This is a genomic window from Paenibacillus thermotolerans (assembly GCF_028745515.1).
Classification (GTDB): domain Bacteria; phylum Bacillota; class Bacilli; order Paenibacillales; family YIM-B00363; genus Paenibacillus_AE; species Paenibacillus_AE thermotolerans.
Genome location: NZ_JAQZSG010000059.1, coordinates 1 through 16,779, shown reverse-complemented (window position 1 = coordinate 16,779; position 16,779 = coordinate 1). Strand labels below are relative to the sequence as shown.

The 16,779-nt window shown below is 51.1% G+C and carries 14 protein-coding genes and 1 pseudogene; 13 read left to right on the top strand and 2 right to left on the bottom strand.

Features of this window, described 5'->3' with window-relative positions; all coding sequences use genetic code 11:
- Positions 1-150 precede the first annotated feature (150 nt).
- Both PT964_RS25220 and PT964_RS25210 read right to left on the bottom strand, forming a co-directional pair.
- A complete protein-coding gene (locus PT964_RS25220) occupies positions 151-360 on the bottom strand; it encodes a hypothetical protein (RefSeq protein WP_274366138.1) in 210 nt (69 codons plus the stop codon).
- Between the two features lie 418 nt (positions 361-778).
- Positions 779-1,495 (bottom strand): response regulator transcription factor, encoded by a 717-nt coding sequence (locus PT964_RS25210; RefSeq protein WP_274366136.1) that lies wholly within the window; start codon positions 1,493-1,495, stop codon positions 779-781.
- 368 nt (positions 1,496-1,863) lie between these two features.
- Here PT964_RS25210 and PT964_RS25205 point away from each other — a divergent pair, with 368 nt between their 5' ends.
- The 13 genes and pseudogenes from PT964_RS25205 to PT964_RS25145 all read left to right on the top strand — a co-directional run.
- Positions 1,864-2,949: a TolB family protein gene (locus PT964_RS25205; RefSeq protein WP_274366135.1), complete on the top strand. Its 1,086-nt coding sequence runs from the start codon at positions 1,864-1,866 to the stop codon at positions 2,947-2,949.
- 90 nt (positions 2,950-3,039) lie between these two features.
- A complete protein-coding gene (locus PT964_RS25200; RefSeq protein ID WP_425262799.1) occupies positions 3,040-3,858 on the top strand; it encodes a phosphate ABC transporter substrate-binding protein in 819 nt (272 codons plus the stop codon).
- Between the two features lie 93 nt (positions 3,859-3,951).
- A complete protein-coding gene (pstC, locus tag PT964_RS25195; protein WP_274366133.1) occupies positions 3,952-4,836 on the top strand; it encodes a phosphate ABC transporter permease subunit PstC in 885 nt (294 codons plus the stop codon).
- Positions 4,833-5,717, top strand: coding sequence for a phosphate ABC transporter permease PstA (pstA, locus tag PT964_RS25190; RefSeq protein WP_274366132.1), 885 nt, complete (start codon positions 4,833-4,835; stop codon positions 5,715-5,717). The genes pstC and pstA overlap by 4 nt, the downstream gene beginning before the upstream one ends.
- 24 nt (positions 5,718-5,741) lie before the next feature.
- Positions 5,742-7,487 (top strand): GGDEF domain-containing protein, encoded by a 1,746-nt coding sequence (locus PT964_RS25185; protein WP_274366131.1) that lies wholly within the window; start codon positions 5,742-5,744, stop codon positions 7,485-7,487.
- A gap of 176 nt (positions 7,488-7,663) precedes the next feature.
- Positions 7,664-9,943: an ABC transporter ATP-binding protein gene (locus PT964_RS25180; protein WP_274366130.1), complete on the top strand. Its 2,280-nt coding sequence runs from the start codon at positions 7,664-7,666 to the stop codon at positions 9,941-9,943.
- The gene (locus PT964_RS25175) at positions 9,944-10,513 is read left to right on the top strand and encodes a DUF1854 domain-containing protein (RefSeq protein WP_274366129.1); all 570 of its coding nucleotides are present in this window, start codon (positions 9,944-9,946) and stop codon (positions 10,511-10,513) included.
- 16 nt (positions 10,514-10,529) lie between these two features.
- Positions 10,530-12,752: an ABC transporter ATP-binding protein gene (locus PT964_RS25170; RefSeq protein WP_274366128.1), complete on the top strand. Its 2,223-nt coding sequence runs from the start codon at positions 10,530-10,532 to the stop codon at positions 12,750-12,752.
- 197 nt (positions 12,753-12,949) lie between these two features.
- On the top strand, positions 12,950-13,414 hold the full coding sequence (locus PT964_RS25165; protein WP_274366127.1) for a GNAT family N-acetyltransferase: 465 nt from the start codon (positions 12,950-12,952) through the stop codon (positions 13,412-13,414).
- A gap of 29 nt (positions 13,415-13,443) precedes the next feature.
- Entirely contained in the window at positions 13,444-13,965 is a 522-nt protein-coding gene (locus tag PT964_RS25160; protein ID WP_274366126.1) for a phage tail protein, read from the top strand.
- Positions 13,966-13,985: 20 nt separating this feature from the next.
- Entirely contained in the window at positions 13,986-14,486 is a 501-nt protein-coding gene (locus PT964_RS25155) for a phage tail protein (RefSeq protein ID WP_274366125.1), read from the top strand.
- 23 nt (positions 14,487-14,509) lie between these two features.
- Positions 14,510-15,031, top strand: a complete 522-nt coding sequence (locus PT964_RS25150; protein WP_274366124.1) for a phage tail protein — start codon at positions 14,510-14,512, stop codon at positions 15,029-15,031.
- 44 nt (positions 15,032-15,075) lie between these two features.
- Positions 15,076-16,779: pseudogene (locus tag PT964_RS25145) on the top strand (hypothetical protein); the annotation flags it as partial.

Here is a 16,779-nt window from a genome sequence, read left to right as displayed (position 1 = left end):
ATGGAAATCCTTGTTAGTTAATTGGTCAGTCGTAGTTTTTTTTCGAGCAGCAACTTATCGTGAGAATAGCAGCCTGCTGTTACTTTTGACGGTTCGCGTATAAAATGCAAACGGAGTGCTGCCGCATGAGCGGTGCGCACTCCGTGTTCATTAAAGCAGCAAAGCTCGAATGTCCGGGTGGTTTTCGAGCTGCTGCCGTCTCGATTCGTTCTGGGTTCCCTTATAAACCCATCCGCTGTCTTCCTTCTCCCACTTTTCCACAGATCTTTCATACGGTGCATCCTCATGCTCTCTGAAGCCGACTCCGGCCGTTACGATATCCGCTTTTTTGTCGCTGACCCAATATACTCTTTTTAACATAGCTCCTCCTATGGCCCCAACGGGAACTTATCGTACCGCATCTAGTTCATATATATTGGCAGGAGGAAAAAATATTCTGCTTAGTTTTAAGAGAAAGGCGGCGCCTGTTTTGTGTTTTTCGGCTCGTAGCTCATGCATGGCTTTCCGGAAGAAGAAAAGACGGTGAGAGACGGCAGTGCGGCGGATTTAAAGCCGTACGCCTTGCAGCCTTTCGGGTGCTGCGGGTCCCAAGTCACGTAGTAATGAACACATTTCATGCAATTGATGCGCCGATCGCCCGACATTCGAAAAACACCTCGTTACCGTACCGGTCCGTTTCTATTCTAGCTCTATGGCATTCCTTTAAATTTCGAAGAAGGTTTATTTATTATAGGCGATACGGAATCAAATGAAAATACGGCTGCGCCGCCGTCAGGCTTTACCTGGCCTCTTCGCGCGGCTTCGGCTCCGTCAGCTTGTACCCGACATTTCGCACGGTGACGATGTATTCGGGATTGCGCGCCTCTCTCTCGATCTTATCGCGCAGATGGCTGATGTGAACGTCGACGATCCGCGTTTCCCCGAGAAAATGATAATCCCACACCCCTCGAAGCAGCTGTTGGCGCGACAATACTTTCCCTTTGTTTTTGTGCATGTATAACAGAAGGTCGAACTCTTTGGGCGTAAGCTCCACGGCTTCTCCCCGCAGTAATATTTCCCGCTGGTCGGGTATGATCGTAAGTTCTCCGAATCGGATCATCCTTTCCGGAACGATTTCCGGGGCGGACGAGGACCGCCGCAGGATCGCATGGATACGGGAAATCAGCTCTTGAGGCGAAAACGGCTTCGTTACGTAGTCGTCCGCACCGTTATCCAGGCCGGCGATTTTATCGGTAACGTCCTGCAGTGCGGTCAGCATAATAATCGGAACCATGTTTCCTGCGTTTCGCAAGCTTCTGCAAACTTGAAATCCGTCCAGCTTGGGAAGCATGACATCCAGAACGATGAGTTCGGGAGAAAACGTTTGCATGCATTCAAAAACGGCTTCGCCGTCATATACGCAATGCACTTGGAAGCCGGCAGCTTTCAGATTATATTCCAGCAGCATCGATATCGTCTGCTCGTCCTCTACGATCAGTATTCTCTTATTTTCCATACTCTCACCCTCCCGTTATAGACTTATTATGCAGCGGTTGCGTCAAGCCGGGATTAACTGCATGTTAACGCGGTGTAAATTCTTAATACGCGGAAAGCGGCGGAAGGCGGCATTTACAAAACCTTAACATGAAGAAACGACGAAAGAAGGTTGTGCAAGGTGCATAAAGATTCATATATTGTTCCAAAGTCCTAGTTCCTTTTACGCAATGACCTGGCACCATACTGCATAAATATGCACCTACATGATAGTTTTATAAATTCCAGGCGCTATCCAACAATTAACAAGAGATTAATAAACGGCAGCTATAATGAAGGTTGAGTGAAGAAATCACAACTCAAAAACCAAAGGGATAGGTGAACAAACTGATGAAGCCTTCGTTCAAGAAGTCGTTATCCGCAGCAGTCATCGCGGCAACAGCAGTGAGCTCGGCAGCAGGCAGCGCATCCGTACTGGCGGCACCGGTAAACGCGGTGCAAGTATCCGTATTGGCTTCCGAAGACAATTTGCAGTATGCAAGCAATCCTCGTTGGATCGGTGCGAACCGCGTCATTGTAACCGTAGAGGGAGAAGAAGGAGCTGCGGACTACATACTTGATCTATCCACTAAGCAATTGGACCCGATCGCGGAAGGCGCGATTGATTTAGCCGTATCCCCTGACGGGACGAAAGCCGCGTTCACGAACGACAAGCTTGAAATCGTGGTGGTGGATCTGGCATCGAAATCGACCGAGATCGCAAGCACGGATACCGATACCAAGGTAGAGCTTCAATATTCGAAGGACGGAACGAAGCTCATCTACATCGGCGGCGAAAAGCAAGACTACATTGCGGAGCTTGATCTCGCTACCAAGGAAACGAAGAAGATTGTCAACGACAAAGTGCAAAACAAGGCGGAGCTTCAAATTTCTTCAACCGGTAAGCAATTGTTGTATTCGGTAACGAATCCGGGGAAAGTAACGGCCGACTCGACAAACGTAGATGCTGACAACGTAGAAATTAATATGGCGGGCACCGAGCCGCAAATCTACTACGTAAACCTTGACGTTTCTTCCAATCCGGTTCAATTGACGAGCTCCAAAACCAATAAAGCATATGCAAGATTCGTAGCTAACGATCGAATCGTATACCTTAGCTCCCGTGTCGATGACGAAGATGCCCCATCGGTGCTTATGGAGGCGGACAGCAAGAAAAATGTGCGCACCTTCTTCAACACATACGATGTGCTCGCAGCGGAAGCGGTGAACGGAGACGTGTACGTGCTGACGTACGGAAGATTGAACAGCACGGAAATTTATAAGATCGGCGCCGATTTCAAGCCGGTTCGCTTGCTTTCCACTTTTAAAGATGTAACGGGCATGGCCGTTTCCGCAAGCGGAGAAATTGCGGTTTCGGTGGCAACGGACGACGGCGAATACGTTGCAATCGTGAAGGACCGCAAAATTGTGAAATAAGGAAGCCTTAGTTAACGAAGGGATAAAGAAAACCATTCCAAAGGAGATATCGATATGAAATTGTTTCGTAACGGACTCGTACTGGCGCTTATGCTCGCCCTTACCTTAAATACGGCAATGGCCAGCGCTGCTGCAAGCAAATTGTCCGGCAGCATTGTAATCAACGGCTCTTCCGCGCTGCTTCCGCTTACGCTTCAGGCGTCGAAGGAATTTAAGAAGCTTCATCCGAAGGTGAAAATTTCCGCATCCGCAGCGGGCTCGATTACCGGCCCGCAGTCCGTCCGCAAAGGAATCGCCGACATCGGCGCGGTAGACTGGGATGCCTCGAAGGATGTGCCGGGCTTCAAGAAGTTCGAAGGTCAAGTCGCGCATCCGGTCGCGGTCATTCCGTTCGCAACGATCGTACACAAGGACAATCCTGTGAAAAACTTGACGACGGAACAGCTTCAAGGCATTTACTCCGGCAAAATTACGAATTGGAAGGACGTCGGGGGTAATGACGCGGACATCGTTGTCGTCAACCGGAAGTTCGGCTCCGGCACGCGCGTCAACTATCAGGACAAGGCACTGAAGGGCGAAGAGTTTATGTCCAAGGGCAGCAATTACAAGGAAACCGGCTCCAGCGGCGAAATGAAGAGTGCGGTCGCTTCGAACAAAAATGCGATCGGCTATATCGATCTGGTGTACGTGGCCGGCGACATTAAAGCCGTTTCCTATAACGGCGTTGCAGCCACGGTCGATAATGTGCTGAACGGCAAGTACGAAATTTGGGGCTACGGCTACTTTATGACGAAGGGCGAGCCGACGGGCGCTACGAAGGAATTCATCGATTATATCCAAAGCGCGAAATTCCAAAACGGTTCCTTGAAGAAGCTGAAATTCATTCCGATTTCCGCAATGAAGAAATAATCGGCAGTGAACTGAAAATCGTAGGGAAGCCGGCTTCATAAATGGCTCTATTTATGAAACTGGCTTCCTTCTTGTTGGGAGGGGCGTAACGGGGTGAAGCTCGACCGTCTGTTTCGAATCAGAATATCCAATCAATTGTTTCGGCTGTTTTGCCTCATTAGCGCCATGCTCGTTTGCATCGTCTTGTTCGGAATTATCGTATTTGTCGGCCGAACGGGCTTTCTAACGTTTGAAGAGGTAAACCCGCTTCGCTTTTTCTTTTCCGTCGACTGGTCGCCCGAAGAAGGGAGCTACGGCGCCGGAGTATTTATATTCGGCACGTTCGCGCTGACGGGGCTGACGCTGCTGTTCGCCACCCCGGTATCGATTGCGGTCGCGGTCTTTATGGCTGAAATCGCGCCTGTTTGGTTACGAAACGTTTTGCGCCCCGTATTGGATTTGCTCGTCGGCATCCCGTCGGTCGTATACGGCTTTCTCGGGTTAACGGTGCTCATTCCGCTGCTGCGCGATTGGACGGGGACGAATTTAGGGGACGGCCTGCTTGCCGCGGCTATCGTATTGACGATTATGGTGCTGCCGACGATCAGCCGGATCAGCGACGACGCGATTTCCGCCGTGCCTCGGAAATATAAAGATGCGGCATATGCGCTCGGCTCTACACGCTTTCAAGTCATTTCCCGCGTCGTCGTGCCGGCCGCGGGCAGAGGCATCGTCGCGGCGATCATTCTCGGCATGGCCCGCGCAATCGGCGAGACGATGGCCGTCGTCATGGTGATCGGCAACGCGGCTCAATTGCCGGAGAACCTGCTGTATCCTACCGCGGTGCTGACCAGCACCATCGTCGGCCAAATTATGAACGTTCCGTTCGACTCCACATGGAGCTACGCGCTGTATATGATGGCCTTTTTATTGCTGGCGATCTCGCTCATATTGATCCTCTTCATCCGTATTTTGCAAACAAGGAGTGAGAACCGATGAGCCCCATGTCGTTAATCGGCGGCGGTAAAGGCGCGAAGGCTGTCGATCGCGTCGCATCCGTTGTGTTCTGGGGAGCGGGCTGCGCCACGATCGCGCTTGTTTTATGGCTCTTGTATACGATATTGAGCAAAGGTCTTCCGTATATTACGATCGATTTTTTAACAGCGGTGCCGGATGAGATTATGGCCGGCGGCGGAATCGGACCGGTTTTGTTCAACTCGTTCTACGTCTTGTTTTTATCGCTTCTGTTTTCAATCCCGGTCGGAATCGGCGCAGGTATATATTTGGCGGAATATGCGCCGGATACGAAAATGACGGCTTTTCTCCGAACGTGCGTGGAGGGGCTGGCGTCCGTTCCGTCCATCGTATTCGGTCTAGTCGGCTTGGCGCTCTTTGTAGAGGTTATCGGAATCGGACTTACGATTTTGGGCGGAGCCGTTTCGCTCGCATTCTTGAACTTGCCGGTGCTTGTCAGAACGACGGAGGAGGCGGTTCGCGCGGTGCCTCAAGAAATTCGCTCGGCCTCTTACGCGCTCGGAGCCACGAAATTTCAAACGATCATGAAAGCGGTCATTCCCGTTGCGATGCAGGGGATCGTGACGGGCATCTCGCTGACGGCCGGCAGGGCGTACGGCGAGTCGGCGGTCATTATTTTGACGGCGGGGGTAACGAGCTCCGGAGTCATGTGGGATTTCAATTTGTTTTCGCCGGGAGCGACGCTTTCCGTTCACCTATGGTACATCCAATCGGAAGCGATCGTGGAAGATGCGAGACAAATTGCCGAGAAATCCGCCGCAGTGCTTGTGTTCGTGGTGCTTTTCATCAATCTGTTATTTCGGATTCCGCTTTGGCTGAACCATCGAACGACCAAAACGCATTAATTCACGCAATTGCAGGGGAAGCACATGACAAGCATACAATCCGACGTCGTCGAATTTCTCGATATATTGGAGCGGGGTATAGTTACCTCCGTCTATCAGCCGATCATCTGTTTGAGCAACTCCGCCGCTTTCGGTTACGAGGCGTTAACGCGCGGACCGGAAGGAAGCAGGTTTCACTCGCCGCTTGCTTTGTTTGAATATGCGGAAAAGAACGGGTACTTGTACGAATTGGACCGGTTGACGAGAGAGAAGGCGTTAGCCGGATGCGGATCGTTAAGATCGGATCAAAAATTGTTCATTAATATACAGGCGGGCGTCATCCACGATCCGAATTTCATGCCGGGCGTTACGATCAAACGGCTTCACGAATACGGTCTGCAGCCTCACAACGTCGTGTTTGAAATTACGGAACGAAGCTCCATCGACGACTTTTCGACGACGAAGCAAATATTGCAGCATTACCGGCATCAAGGCTATCAAATCGCAATAGACGATGCGGGCGCCGGGTATTCGTCGCTGCAGGCGATCGTGGAGCTGCAGCCGGACTTCATTAAGATCGACCGGTCGCTGATCCAAAACATACATACGGATCATGTAAAACAAGGGTTGCTCGATATATTCATTACGTTCGCCGGGAAAATGAATATTAAGCTCATCGCCGAAGGCATCGAGCTGGAAGACGAACTGACGAAGCTGGTACGCATGGGAGTACACTACGGGCAAGGATATTTGCTGGGCAGACCGGATCCGTGCCTTCGCCCGATCCGGGAGGAGACGAAGGTGCATCTCGATAAGCAACGAAAGCTTCAGCCGGCGCCGGAAGCCGCGTGGACGATCGGCGACCTCATTAACGGCACCGTGTTCTTTCAGGCGGATACTCCCGTCTCGGAGGTCGCCGTCCATTTCAAGCAAAATCCGAAGGACATGGGCGTCGTTATTGTGTCCGGCGACATTCCGGCCGGCCTCGTCATGAGAGAAAAGCTGTTTCAGCAATTGGCAGGCTTGTACGGCGTGCCGCTCTACTGGAACAGACCGATTTCGAATCTTATGGATGCAAGTCCGCTGATCGTCGACGAACGAGAACCGGTGGAAGCCGTCTCGCAAATGGCGATGAGCAGGGAAATCGATAAGCTGTACGACTTTGTCGTTATTACGAGCGCCGGAAAAATGGCCGGCGTGGCCACGATCCGCTCCATTCTGGAATGCATCTCCAGCATTCGGATGGAGCGGGCGAAGACGGCTAATCCGCTTACCGGGCTGCCGGGAAATTCGGAAATTATGAGGACGATGAACAGATATCTCCTGGGGAAGGAGAAATTTTCGGTCATTTATGCGGATCTCGATTTTTTCAAATGGTACAACGATAAGCACGGGTTTCAAAGAGGCGACCGGCTGCTTCAGTATACCGCGGACGTTCTGCTGCACAGCGTGACGGTTTGCGGTGCGAAGGAAGACTTCGTAGGCCATGTCGGCGGGGACGATTTCATCATCATATCGCGGTGTGACGACACGGAGAAGCTGTGCCTGGAAATTATTCGCCGGTTCGAATCGGGCGTTGCCGATTTCTATGAAGAAGAAATCCGTTTCGTCGAGGACCGGCACGGAAATTCGATTGACGCTAGCGGCGTGTCCGTTTCGCTGGCGGTCATCGTTTGCACGGAACCGCATTCCAACATCACGTCGGAACAAATTTCGGTAACGGCCGCGAACTTGAAGAAGAGAGCGAAATCGCATATCGGAAGTATTTATTGTAAAGAAGAAATTAAATAATAAGCCGCGATAAAGCCGCCGATTCCTTTATGGGAGTCGGCTGTTTTTTTATGGTTTGCGGAGCGTTCGTTCACGGCAAAAAATAATTTGAGAACTTTGCTCCACGGCTTCTAATATATGGTAGAATGGAATTTGTCTTTTAAGAATCGAAAATAAAGAAGAGTGATGGGGATTCCATGAAAACAAAAGTGCCGGCTGAGATCGTTTCTTTATTGAAGCAGGGCGGATCCGGCGACATCGTGTACGGAATGATGTGCGACCGGGACATTGACGGATCCGGCTTTGTCAACGGCTACGCCGTTCTGACGAAGGAGAAGCTGTATGTGCTTTCCGGCGGTGAGGGAATTGTTCGGGACAAAACGTTCAAAGGCTTTCTGCAGTCCAAGAAGACAAAGCAGCATCCGTTACAGTATGAAATTGTAGAGGAGATTCCGTTTAACGATATTGAAAACGTCTCCATCGTTAACTTGGTCGCCTCCGGCCTGATCGTCGTCAAAGGCGCCGAAGAACGCGCGGTCGCCGCGTTCACGAACGGTCAAATGAGCAAAGCCGCGAAGCTCGCATCGATATTCGCGAAGCACAAGAAGAATGAGGAGCTTAGCGAACAGGATCTGGATGAAGGGCCGGAAGCGGCGTCCTGCCCGAAATGCGGAATGATATATCCGGAGGAAGGCAGACAAATTTGCCCGAGATGCATGAAGAAAACCGCCATCTTTACAAGGCTTCTTTCATTCGCGGGACAATACAAGGTTTCGATCTTTTTCGTCGTGCTGTTTATGCTGCTGAACTCCGCAACCGGTCTTGCCATCCCTTATTTTCAAGGCACGGTGCTCTTTGACCAGGCGCTTGGAAATAAGGGGACGTTTGCGGGAAAGATCGGCGTTGTCATCGGAATCATACTTGGACTGCGTACGCTGTCGCTTCTGTTCGGTATTTTGTTTAGCGTGATCAATGCCAAGTTGGCGGCGAATGTCGCGTTCAACCTGAAGGCGACCGTCTTTTCCTCCATGCAGCGGCTGTCGCTCAGCTTTTTTCAGAAGAAGCAAACCGGTCAATTAATGACGAGGGTTAACAATGACGCAATCGAGCTGCAGTACTTTTTTACGGACGGCATTTCCTTCTTTATCGTCAATGCGATGAACATCATCGGAATTTTGGCCATCATGCTTGCGATGGATTGGAAGCTCACATTAATATGCTTCGCCCCGCTACCGATCGTCGTGGTGATTATCCGATGGGTGTTTCCGAAGCTTTGGCGGTTGTCTTGGCGCAGACATAAGCGGGCCGCGGCCATGAACGCGATGATCAGCGACAACGTGCGCGGCACGCGAGTCGTGAAGGCGTTCGGCAAGGAACGGAAGGAAATGGAGCGGTTCCAGAAGGCGAACACTTCGTTCTCCGACGCGGAGACGTCCTTTAACATGATGGGAGGAACGGTATTCCCGGTCCTGTCGCTGCTCACGCAAATCGGAGGCGTCCTCATCTGGGCTTTCGGCGGCTGGAAGGTTATCCATGGCGACATTACGTTCGGCGAAATTATGACGTTCATCGGCTATATATTTATGATTTACGGCCCGATCGGATTTATGAACAACATTGTCGGCTGGTGGTCCTATTGTATGTCGGCGGCCCAGCGCATTTTCGAAATTCAGGATGCGGTCCCCGACGTAGCGGAAAAGCCGGGCGCAGCTCAACTCGACCGGATGGAGGGCGAAATCCGGGTTTCGAACATTACGTTCGGCTATGAGCCGAACAAGCCGATTCTGAAGGATGTGACGCTGCACGCGAAGCCGGGGCAAATGATCGGCATCGTCGGTCATTCCGGCGCCGGGAAATCGACGCTCGTCAACTTGATCTCCCGGCTTTACGATGTGAACGAGGGCGAAATCAGAATCGACGGCCACAACATCAAGGACGTTACGTTCCGTTCCTTGCGGGACCATATCGGGATCGTATCGCAGGAGGTTTACGTGTTCTCCGGGACGATCGCCGAAAATATCGCATATGCCAATCCGGAATGCACGGTGGACGACATCGTTCACGCAGCGAAAATCGCGAACGCGCACGATTTCATCGAGAAGCTGCCGGACGGCTACGATACGATCGTAGGTACCGGCGGGCATAACTTATCGGGCGGAGAAAAGCAGCGTATATCGATTGCCCGGGCGGTGCTCCACAATCCGAAAATATTAATATTGGACGAAGCGACCGCATCGCTCGACACGGAAACGGAGCTTCAGATTCAGGAGTCCTTGGAAGCGTTGATTCAAGGAAGAACTACGATTGCAATCGCACACCGGTTGTCCACGCTCCGCAACGCCGACTATTTGCTTGTCATGGAAGGCGGCAAAGTGGTGGAGGAAGGGACCCACGAAGCGTTAATGGCCAAGGAAGGCGTTTATTTCGGATTAGTCAAGAAGCATGACGAGGCGTTGAAATTGAAAGAGGTGGTATAAATGCAGCATATCGAGGAGCTTGAACTGACGGAAACCAATGAGGAGAAGGGCGCGTCCGGCCGGACCGACCTGTCGGAAGCCGCTAAATTGCTATATTTGAACCGGGAGAATGCGGTATTCACGAAAACAAAGGGGAACATGCTGTCGGTAACCGTAAACGGAGAAGAGCATCCCGTCGTGTACTTGCACTGCTCTTTCCCCCATACGAATAAGAGAATCTACATTTCCGTCCGGACGCAGGAAAACAAAGAGATCGGCATCATCAAATCGCTCGACGACGATTTCCCTTCGGACGTTGCAAGCTTGCTTGAGGAACAAATTCATATCCGCTACTTCGCGCCGATCATCACGAAGGTGAATATGATCAAGGAAGAGTTCGGATATTCGTATTGGGATGCGGAAACGAGCGCGGGACACTGCCAATTTACGGTACGGAGCGGCGGCGGAAACGTCAAGCTGGTGACCGATCGAAGACTGCTCATTTCCGATGTGGACGGCAACCGGTTTATTATCGAGAACCTCGACCGGCTGTCGGAGAAGGAATACAGAATGGTGGAAATGTGCATATAGGGGGATAACGGCAATTATGAATTTGCAATTTGAGCTGTCGGCGCGGGACGAAGAAGCGGCGAAGCGGGCGGTAGGGAACACAATCGATTATTGCGTCCCCGCCGATTTGTCGCTTGACGGCAGAAGAACCGACGGATATTTCGTCATCGGCCGGTCCAAGTGGGCTTATGTGCTGAACGGCGAAGCGGTGGAGTCTTGCGACGTTCACGATGCCGCCGAATACAAGGTCGTGCCGCTCGTCGGCAACATCATTATTGAAGCGGTGCAGTATGGAGCCAGAAGAATCGTGGCGCGCGCCACGATGCGGCATGCGGCGAGGTTTGCTTATGTAGCGCAAATTTTGAATTACATGGCCGCGAACAGCAAGGTGCGGATCTATAACGACGATACCGACAATATTTGCGTATCGTGCGGCGGCTCCCTGGTTCCGGGCACGCGAATTTGCCCGAGATGCATCAACAAAGCGGCAGCCTTCAAGAAGCTGATTGCGGCAACCAGATCGCACTGGAATACACTGTTGTTCGGTCTTGTCTTACTGTTTGTTACGTCGGCCGTCTCCTTATCGGGTCCGTACTTTCAGAAAATTTTAGTGAACTCGGCGCTGCAGCCGCCTGAAGGGCAAAGCGCGGATTTGAAACTGTTTGGAGTTGCGATTGCCGGCATCGCCGTCGTGTTGGTTGCCGGAGAGCTGCTTCAATTATGGAGAGGGCGGCTTATGGCGCGGGTCAGCTCCCGAATTGCCGCCGATTTGCGCAGACTCGTCTTCGATAAGGTGCAGAGCTTGTCGCTGGGCTTCCTCTCTTCGCAGCGCGCCGGGGACATCATGAACCGGATCACCTCCGATACGGACCGGATTCGGAACTTGATCCAAGAAATATTTACGTCGGCCATTTACCAAATGATCATCCTCGTCTCTGCGAGCGCCCTGATGATTTACACGGATTGGCGGCTGGCGCTCATCGTCATTTTGCCGGCTCCGTTCGTGGCATATCTCCAATATGCGACTTGGGCGCTCGTGTTGCGGAAGCTGTTCCACAAGCAATTTCGCGTGTTCGACCGGGCGAATTCGTTTCTGCACGACGTGCTCAGCGGCATTCGAGTCGTCAAAGCGTTCGGTAAAGAAGACCGCGAGATCAAGCGGTTCAGAAAGTATAACAACGAGTTTGCCGCGGCGACGGTTCGAACCGAGAAAGTGTTCAGCTATTTGGCTCCGATATCGTTCTACTTGCTGCAGATCGGTCAGTACTTCGTGCTGCTTGCAGGCTGTAACATGATCTTAGGCGGAACGTTGACGCTGGGCGAATTGATCCAGTTCACAAGCTACGCCGCGATGATTTACGGCCCGCTGGCATGGCTGATGAACTTGCCGAGATGGATCGCGAACGCCATGATAGCGATCGAGCGGGTGTTTTCCGTCATTGACGAGCAGCCGGAAATTATCGATACCGAGAAGTCCATACACCATTCGATCGACGGAACGATTTCGTTTCGCGATGTGACGTTCGGTTACAAATCGTATGAGCCGGTGCTCAAGCATATTCATTTCGATATCAAGAAAGGCGAAATGATCGGCTTGGTCGGTCATTCCGGAGCGGGAAAATCGACATTCATCAACCTGATCTCCCGGTTCTATGACGTGAACGAAGGCGAAATTTTGATCGACGGCGTAGATATCAGAAATATCAAGCAGGAGGACCTGCGCTCGCAGATCGGCGTCGTGCTTCAAGAAACGCTGCTGTTCAGCGGCACGATCATCGATAACATCAAGTATTCGAAGCCGGACGCTACCGCAGAAGAAGTGATTCAGGCGGCCAAAATCGCGAACGCGCACGACTTCATTATTAAGCTTCCAGACGGCTACGACACAAAGCTGGAGGAGAACGGAAACAACTTGTCCGGCGGAGAGCGGCAGCGACTCGCGATCGCCCGGGCGGTGCTCAACAATCCGCGCATTCTCATACTGGACGAAGCGACGGCTTCGCTCGATATCGACACGGAGTCCGAAATTCAGGAGGCGCTCAAGCGCGTTACGAAAAACCGGACGACGATCGCGATCGCGCACCGGCTGGCGACGCTGAAAAACGCGGACCGGCTGCTCGTGCTCGACAAAGGGGAAATCGCCGAGGTCGGCACGCACAATGAATTGATCAAGAAGCAAGGCATTTATTATAAGCTTGTCATGGCGCAGCGCAACATGTCCAAAAACAAGGCGGAGCAGCCTGTCGAGCATGCGGTGTGACCGGGTTGGGGAATGGGCATGGAGTTCGATTCGTACCGATTTACAAACGTGTAAACGAAGGGTTTTTCCATACTGAAAGGACAAAAAACAAAAATAGGCCTTAGGAGTCCCGCAAGATTCCTACGGCCTATTTTTGTTTATTTTTTGTTTATCGCGCAATCGTATAATGATTCCATCAATTCAGAGGTGTCGTGCTTATGATAACCATGCGATATGCTACGGCGGAGGACGAGCCGTTTCTCTATGAGTTGTACGCACAGACACGGGCCAACGAGATGTTCATGCTAGGTTGGGATCACGCTCAAGCAGACGCGTTTCTTCGTATGCAATTCTCCATGCAAAGACGCTTCTACGCCATGCAGTATCCCGCCGCGGTACAACGCATCATGATGATTGAAGTCTTGCCCATCGGCCGCATAATGACGGAGTCAACCGATGTGGCCTTGCTGCTTATTGATATATCCCTGTTGTCAAAGTATCAAAACAAAGGGATTGGCACGAGCCTTCTACAGGGCTTGAAAGAGCAAGCGGCGGAAGCAGGTAAACCTATGCGGCTTCACGTTTTGTGCGATAATCCTGCACAACGCTTATATGCGAGGCTGGGTTTTCGCATCACAGAGGAAAGGTCTCCCTATTTGGCTATGGAGTGGCGGCATCAGTAAAAATATCACAATGAGAGAAGGGTAAAGTAATGAGTGATCAGTATGTGGGCGAGATTCGAATGTTTGCTGGTAATTATGCCCCTCAAGGATGGGCCATTTGCGACGGAAGCACGCTTCTTATCAATGACTGCGAAGCTCTTTATACCTTGATCGGCACGACGTATGGAGGGGATGGGCAGACCAACTTTAAGCTGCCCGACTTGAGAGGGAGAATCCCAATATTTGCGGGACAAAACCCGAAGACTGGCACTTCATACGCATTAGGGCAACAGGGAGGAATTGAGAGAGTCACACTAACTCTAGATCAACTTCCCGAGCATACGCACCCGGCGAATGCGCAGTCAAATGGATCAGGCAATGTGAACACTCCGGTCAATGCATTTTGGGCCGCCAGCACCGTTAACCAATATTCAAAGGCGAACGCGGACATCGTGATGAACAGTAATGCGATTAGCACTGAAGGCGCCGGTCAGCAGCATGACAATATGATGCCGTATTTAGCCGTGACCTTCATCATTGCATTAATCGGGATCTATCCATCCCAATCATAAAAGTAAAGGAGGAAGGAAATATGGCAGAACCGTATCTAGGAGAAATACGATTATTTGCATTCCAGGGTCAAAATCCCCCGAGTGGATGGGCAGTGTGCGATGGCAGGTTGTTGAACATCGACCAAAACATGGCTTTGTATTCTTTGCTCGGCACTAGTTTCGGCGGCGACGGCAAAGTGAATTTCGCCCTTCCTGATCTTCGCGGCAGAGTGCCGATGCATCCGCAGTATGGCACCCCGATTGGTAAGTCCGGCGGAGAAGAAGCGCATGTGCTTACAATTCGTGAAATACCTCAGCACAGCCACCGGGTATCGGCGGGAACTGATTATCCAACCAATAATCCTCAAGGAAATGTTTGGGGGGGCGGCCTTGTTAACAATTATTCTCTGCAACAGAATGTTCAGATGAGCGCCAACGCCCTCTCGCCGAGCGGTAAAGGAGAGGCACACCCGAACATGCAGCCTTACTTACCGTTAAACTTCTGCATTGCGATTGTAGGCTATTTCCCGCCGCGGGACTAATACATAGAAAGCGAGGCCGAATAATGGATCCATATGTAGGTGAAATTCGATTGTTTGCAGGAAAATATGCCCCGAGAGGATGGGCATTTTGCGACGGCTCTGAAATAACGATCGTCGAAAATTCTATATTGTTCGCTGTTATTGGCAACCAATTCGGTGGCGACGGGGTGAAGACGTATAAACTTCCCGACTTACGCGGACGAGTCCCCCTTCATCAAGGGCAAGGAATAGGACTGACGAAGCGTCCATTTGCATCAAGTGGAGGTAACGAGACGGTGCAACTTGAATATAACCAGATGCCGCCGCATAATCATGCCGCCAATGCCGTATCGAAATCGAATTTGAAAGACCCAACGGACGCGGTTTGGGCGAGTTCTGCAGGCTTCGGAGGAAAAAACGTTTATACGAATACGCCGAGCGTTTCGATGAATGCACTTGCTCTAGGAGTTACGGGCGGAAGCCAGCCGCACAACAATCTACAACCATATTTGACGATAAACTTCATTATTGCACTGGAAGGCATTTTTCCTCAGAAAGATAATTGAGACACTGAAAAAAGGATTAACAGCGAAGTAGGGAGATGAAAGCGATGAGAGCGATGAAAAAAATCACTGCTTTACTAGCCGTGATTTCTTTGCTGTTCCTTGTTTCTCAGGTAGTGCCGGAACAACGGGTAAATGCCGAAGAGAAGTCAGTTACAGCTGTAAAAGACGGGACCTGGGATAATCTGCAATATTATGATGGTAAGGATGTAGGTGATCTTTTGGTGGGCACGGCGTCAGCTGCCGATCAAGGGTATTATAGGGCGGCAATACAATTTGCGCTGCCGGATTTGGGTGGTCAAGTTATTACGAATGCCGTCCTGCGCCTTAACGTCAATTTAGTAGAATCGTCTTTTAGCGACAAACCTTTTATAACTGTATACGGATCTTCCGAGAATACATGGGATTCCTTCCCAATGAATGAGGCGGATCAAAAACTTGGGGAGCAAATACTCAGTGAACCCTATGTAGGTAATATTGAATTTAATGTCACGAATTTTGTGAAGTTACAAACAAACGGTATCGTCACTTTCGCGCTTAAGGGGAATGAAATAGAAAAAACGGCAGGGGATGCCGGGAAATTTTTGCATATTTTTATCTCCTCCACTGCTGACTCTTCTGTTGAACCGAAGCTTATTCTGGAGACAGGGGAATCGATACCCGTTATGGGAGGTAGCGTTCAAATTTCGGGAATTGAGAAATTTGGGGAAACGTTGACGGCAGATGTAAGCAATATTGCATATACGCCTGCTGTAAATGACGATAATCCGAAGTATCAGTGGAAGCGCAACGGTGTTGCGATTGATGGGGCTACCGGATCGACATATACACTTGTAAAGGAGGATGTCGGTAAAGTCATTACAGTCACGGTGACAGCGGACGGGGTCCATGCAACGGGCAGCGTGACGAGTGCGGGTACCTCAACGGTTGCAAAGGCGTCAGGACCTCTAGCTCCGGGCACGCCAACGCTATCTACTAAAACATCAACGAGTATTACGTTAAGCTTAACGACTGGCCAGGAGTACAGTATCAACAACGGCACGACATGGCAAGACGGCGGCGTCTTCACAGGACTTACTCCTAATACGGGATACACGTTGAGCGCACGAGTGAAAGAAACAGAAACGCATCAAGCATCGGAAGCAAGTTCCATAGAAGTGACAACCAATGCCGCTCCTCAAATCACGAGCCAGCCTACTGATAAAGAAGTGAGCGAAGGTGATAGTGCAAGCTTCAGTGTTACAGCAAACGGCACGGGTTTAACTTATCAATGGGAGCAGAACACCGGGAACGGTTTTGCCGACATCATCGGACAAACTGCTTCCGTTCTCAATCTTACATCTGTCTCGAGTAGTATGAACGGCTACCAGTACCGGGTAAAAATTACCGACTCCGGAGAGCTGACGGTTACATCAAGTGCGGCTACATTAACGATCGATACCCCTCCGACAGCAACGACGGTTCAGATTAGCTCAAGTAACGCGGATTCAGTTAGAGCAAAGGTGGGCGATACGATTACGCTGCATATTGCAACGAACGAGGACGTGCAGCAGCCGGCGGTACCGATCGCAGGGAGCGCAGCGACGGTCACGCAAGGAGCGAATGCGCGGACGTGGACGGCAACGTACACGATGCAAAATAGCGATGCGGAAGGAACGATCGCGTTTACGCTGGATTTAGAAGACTTGGCGGGCAATGTTGCGGTTCAAGTGACAAACACAACCGACGGAAGCAGCGTGACGTTCGATAAG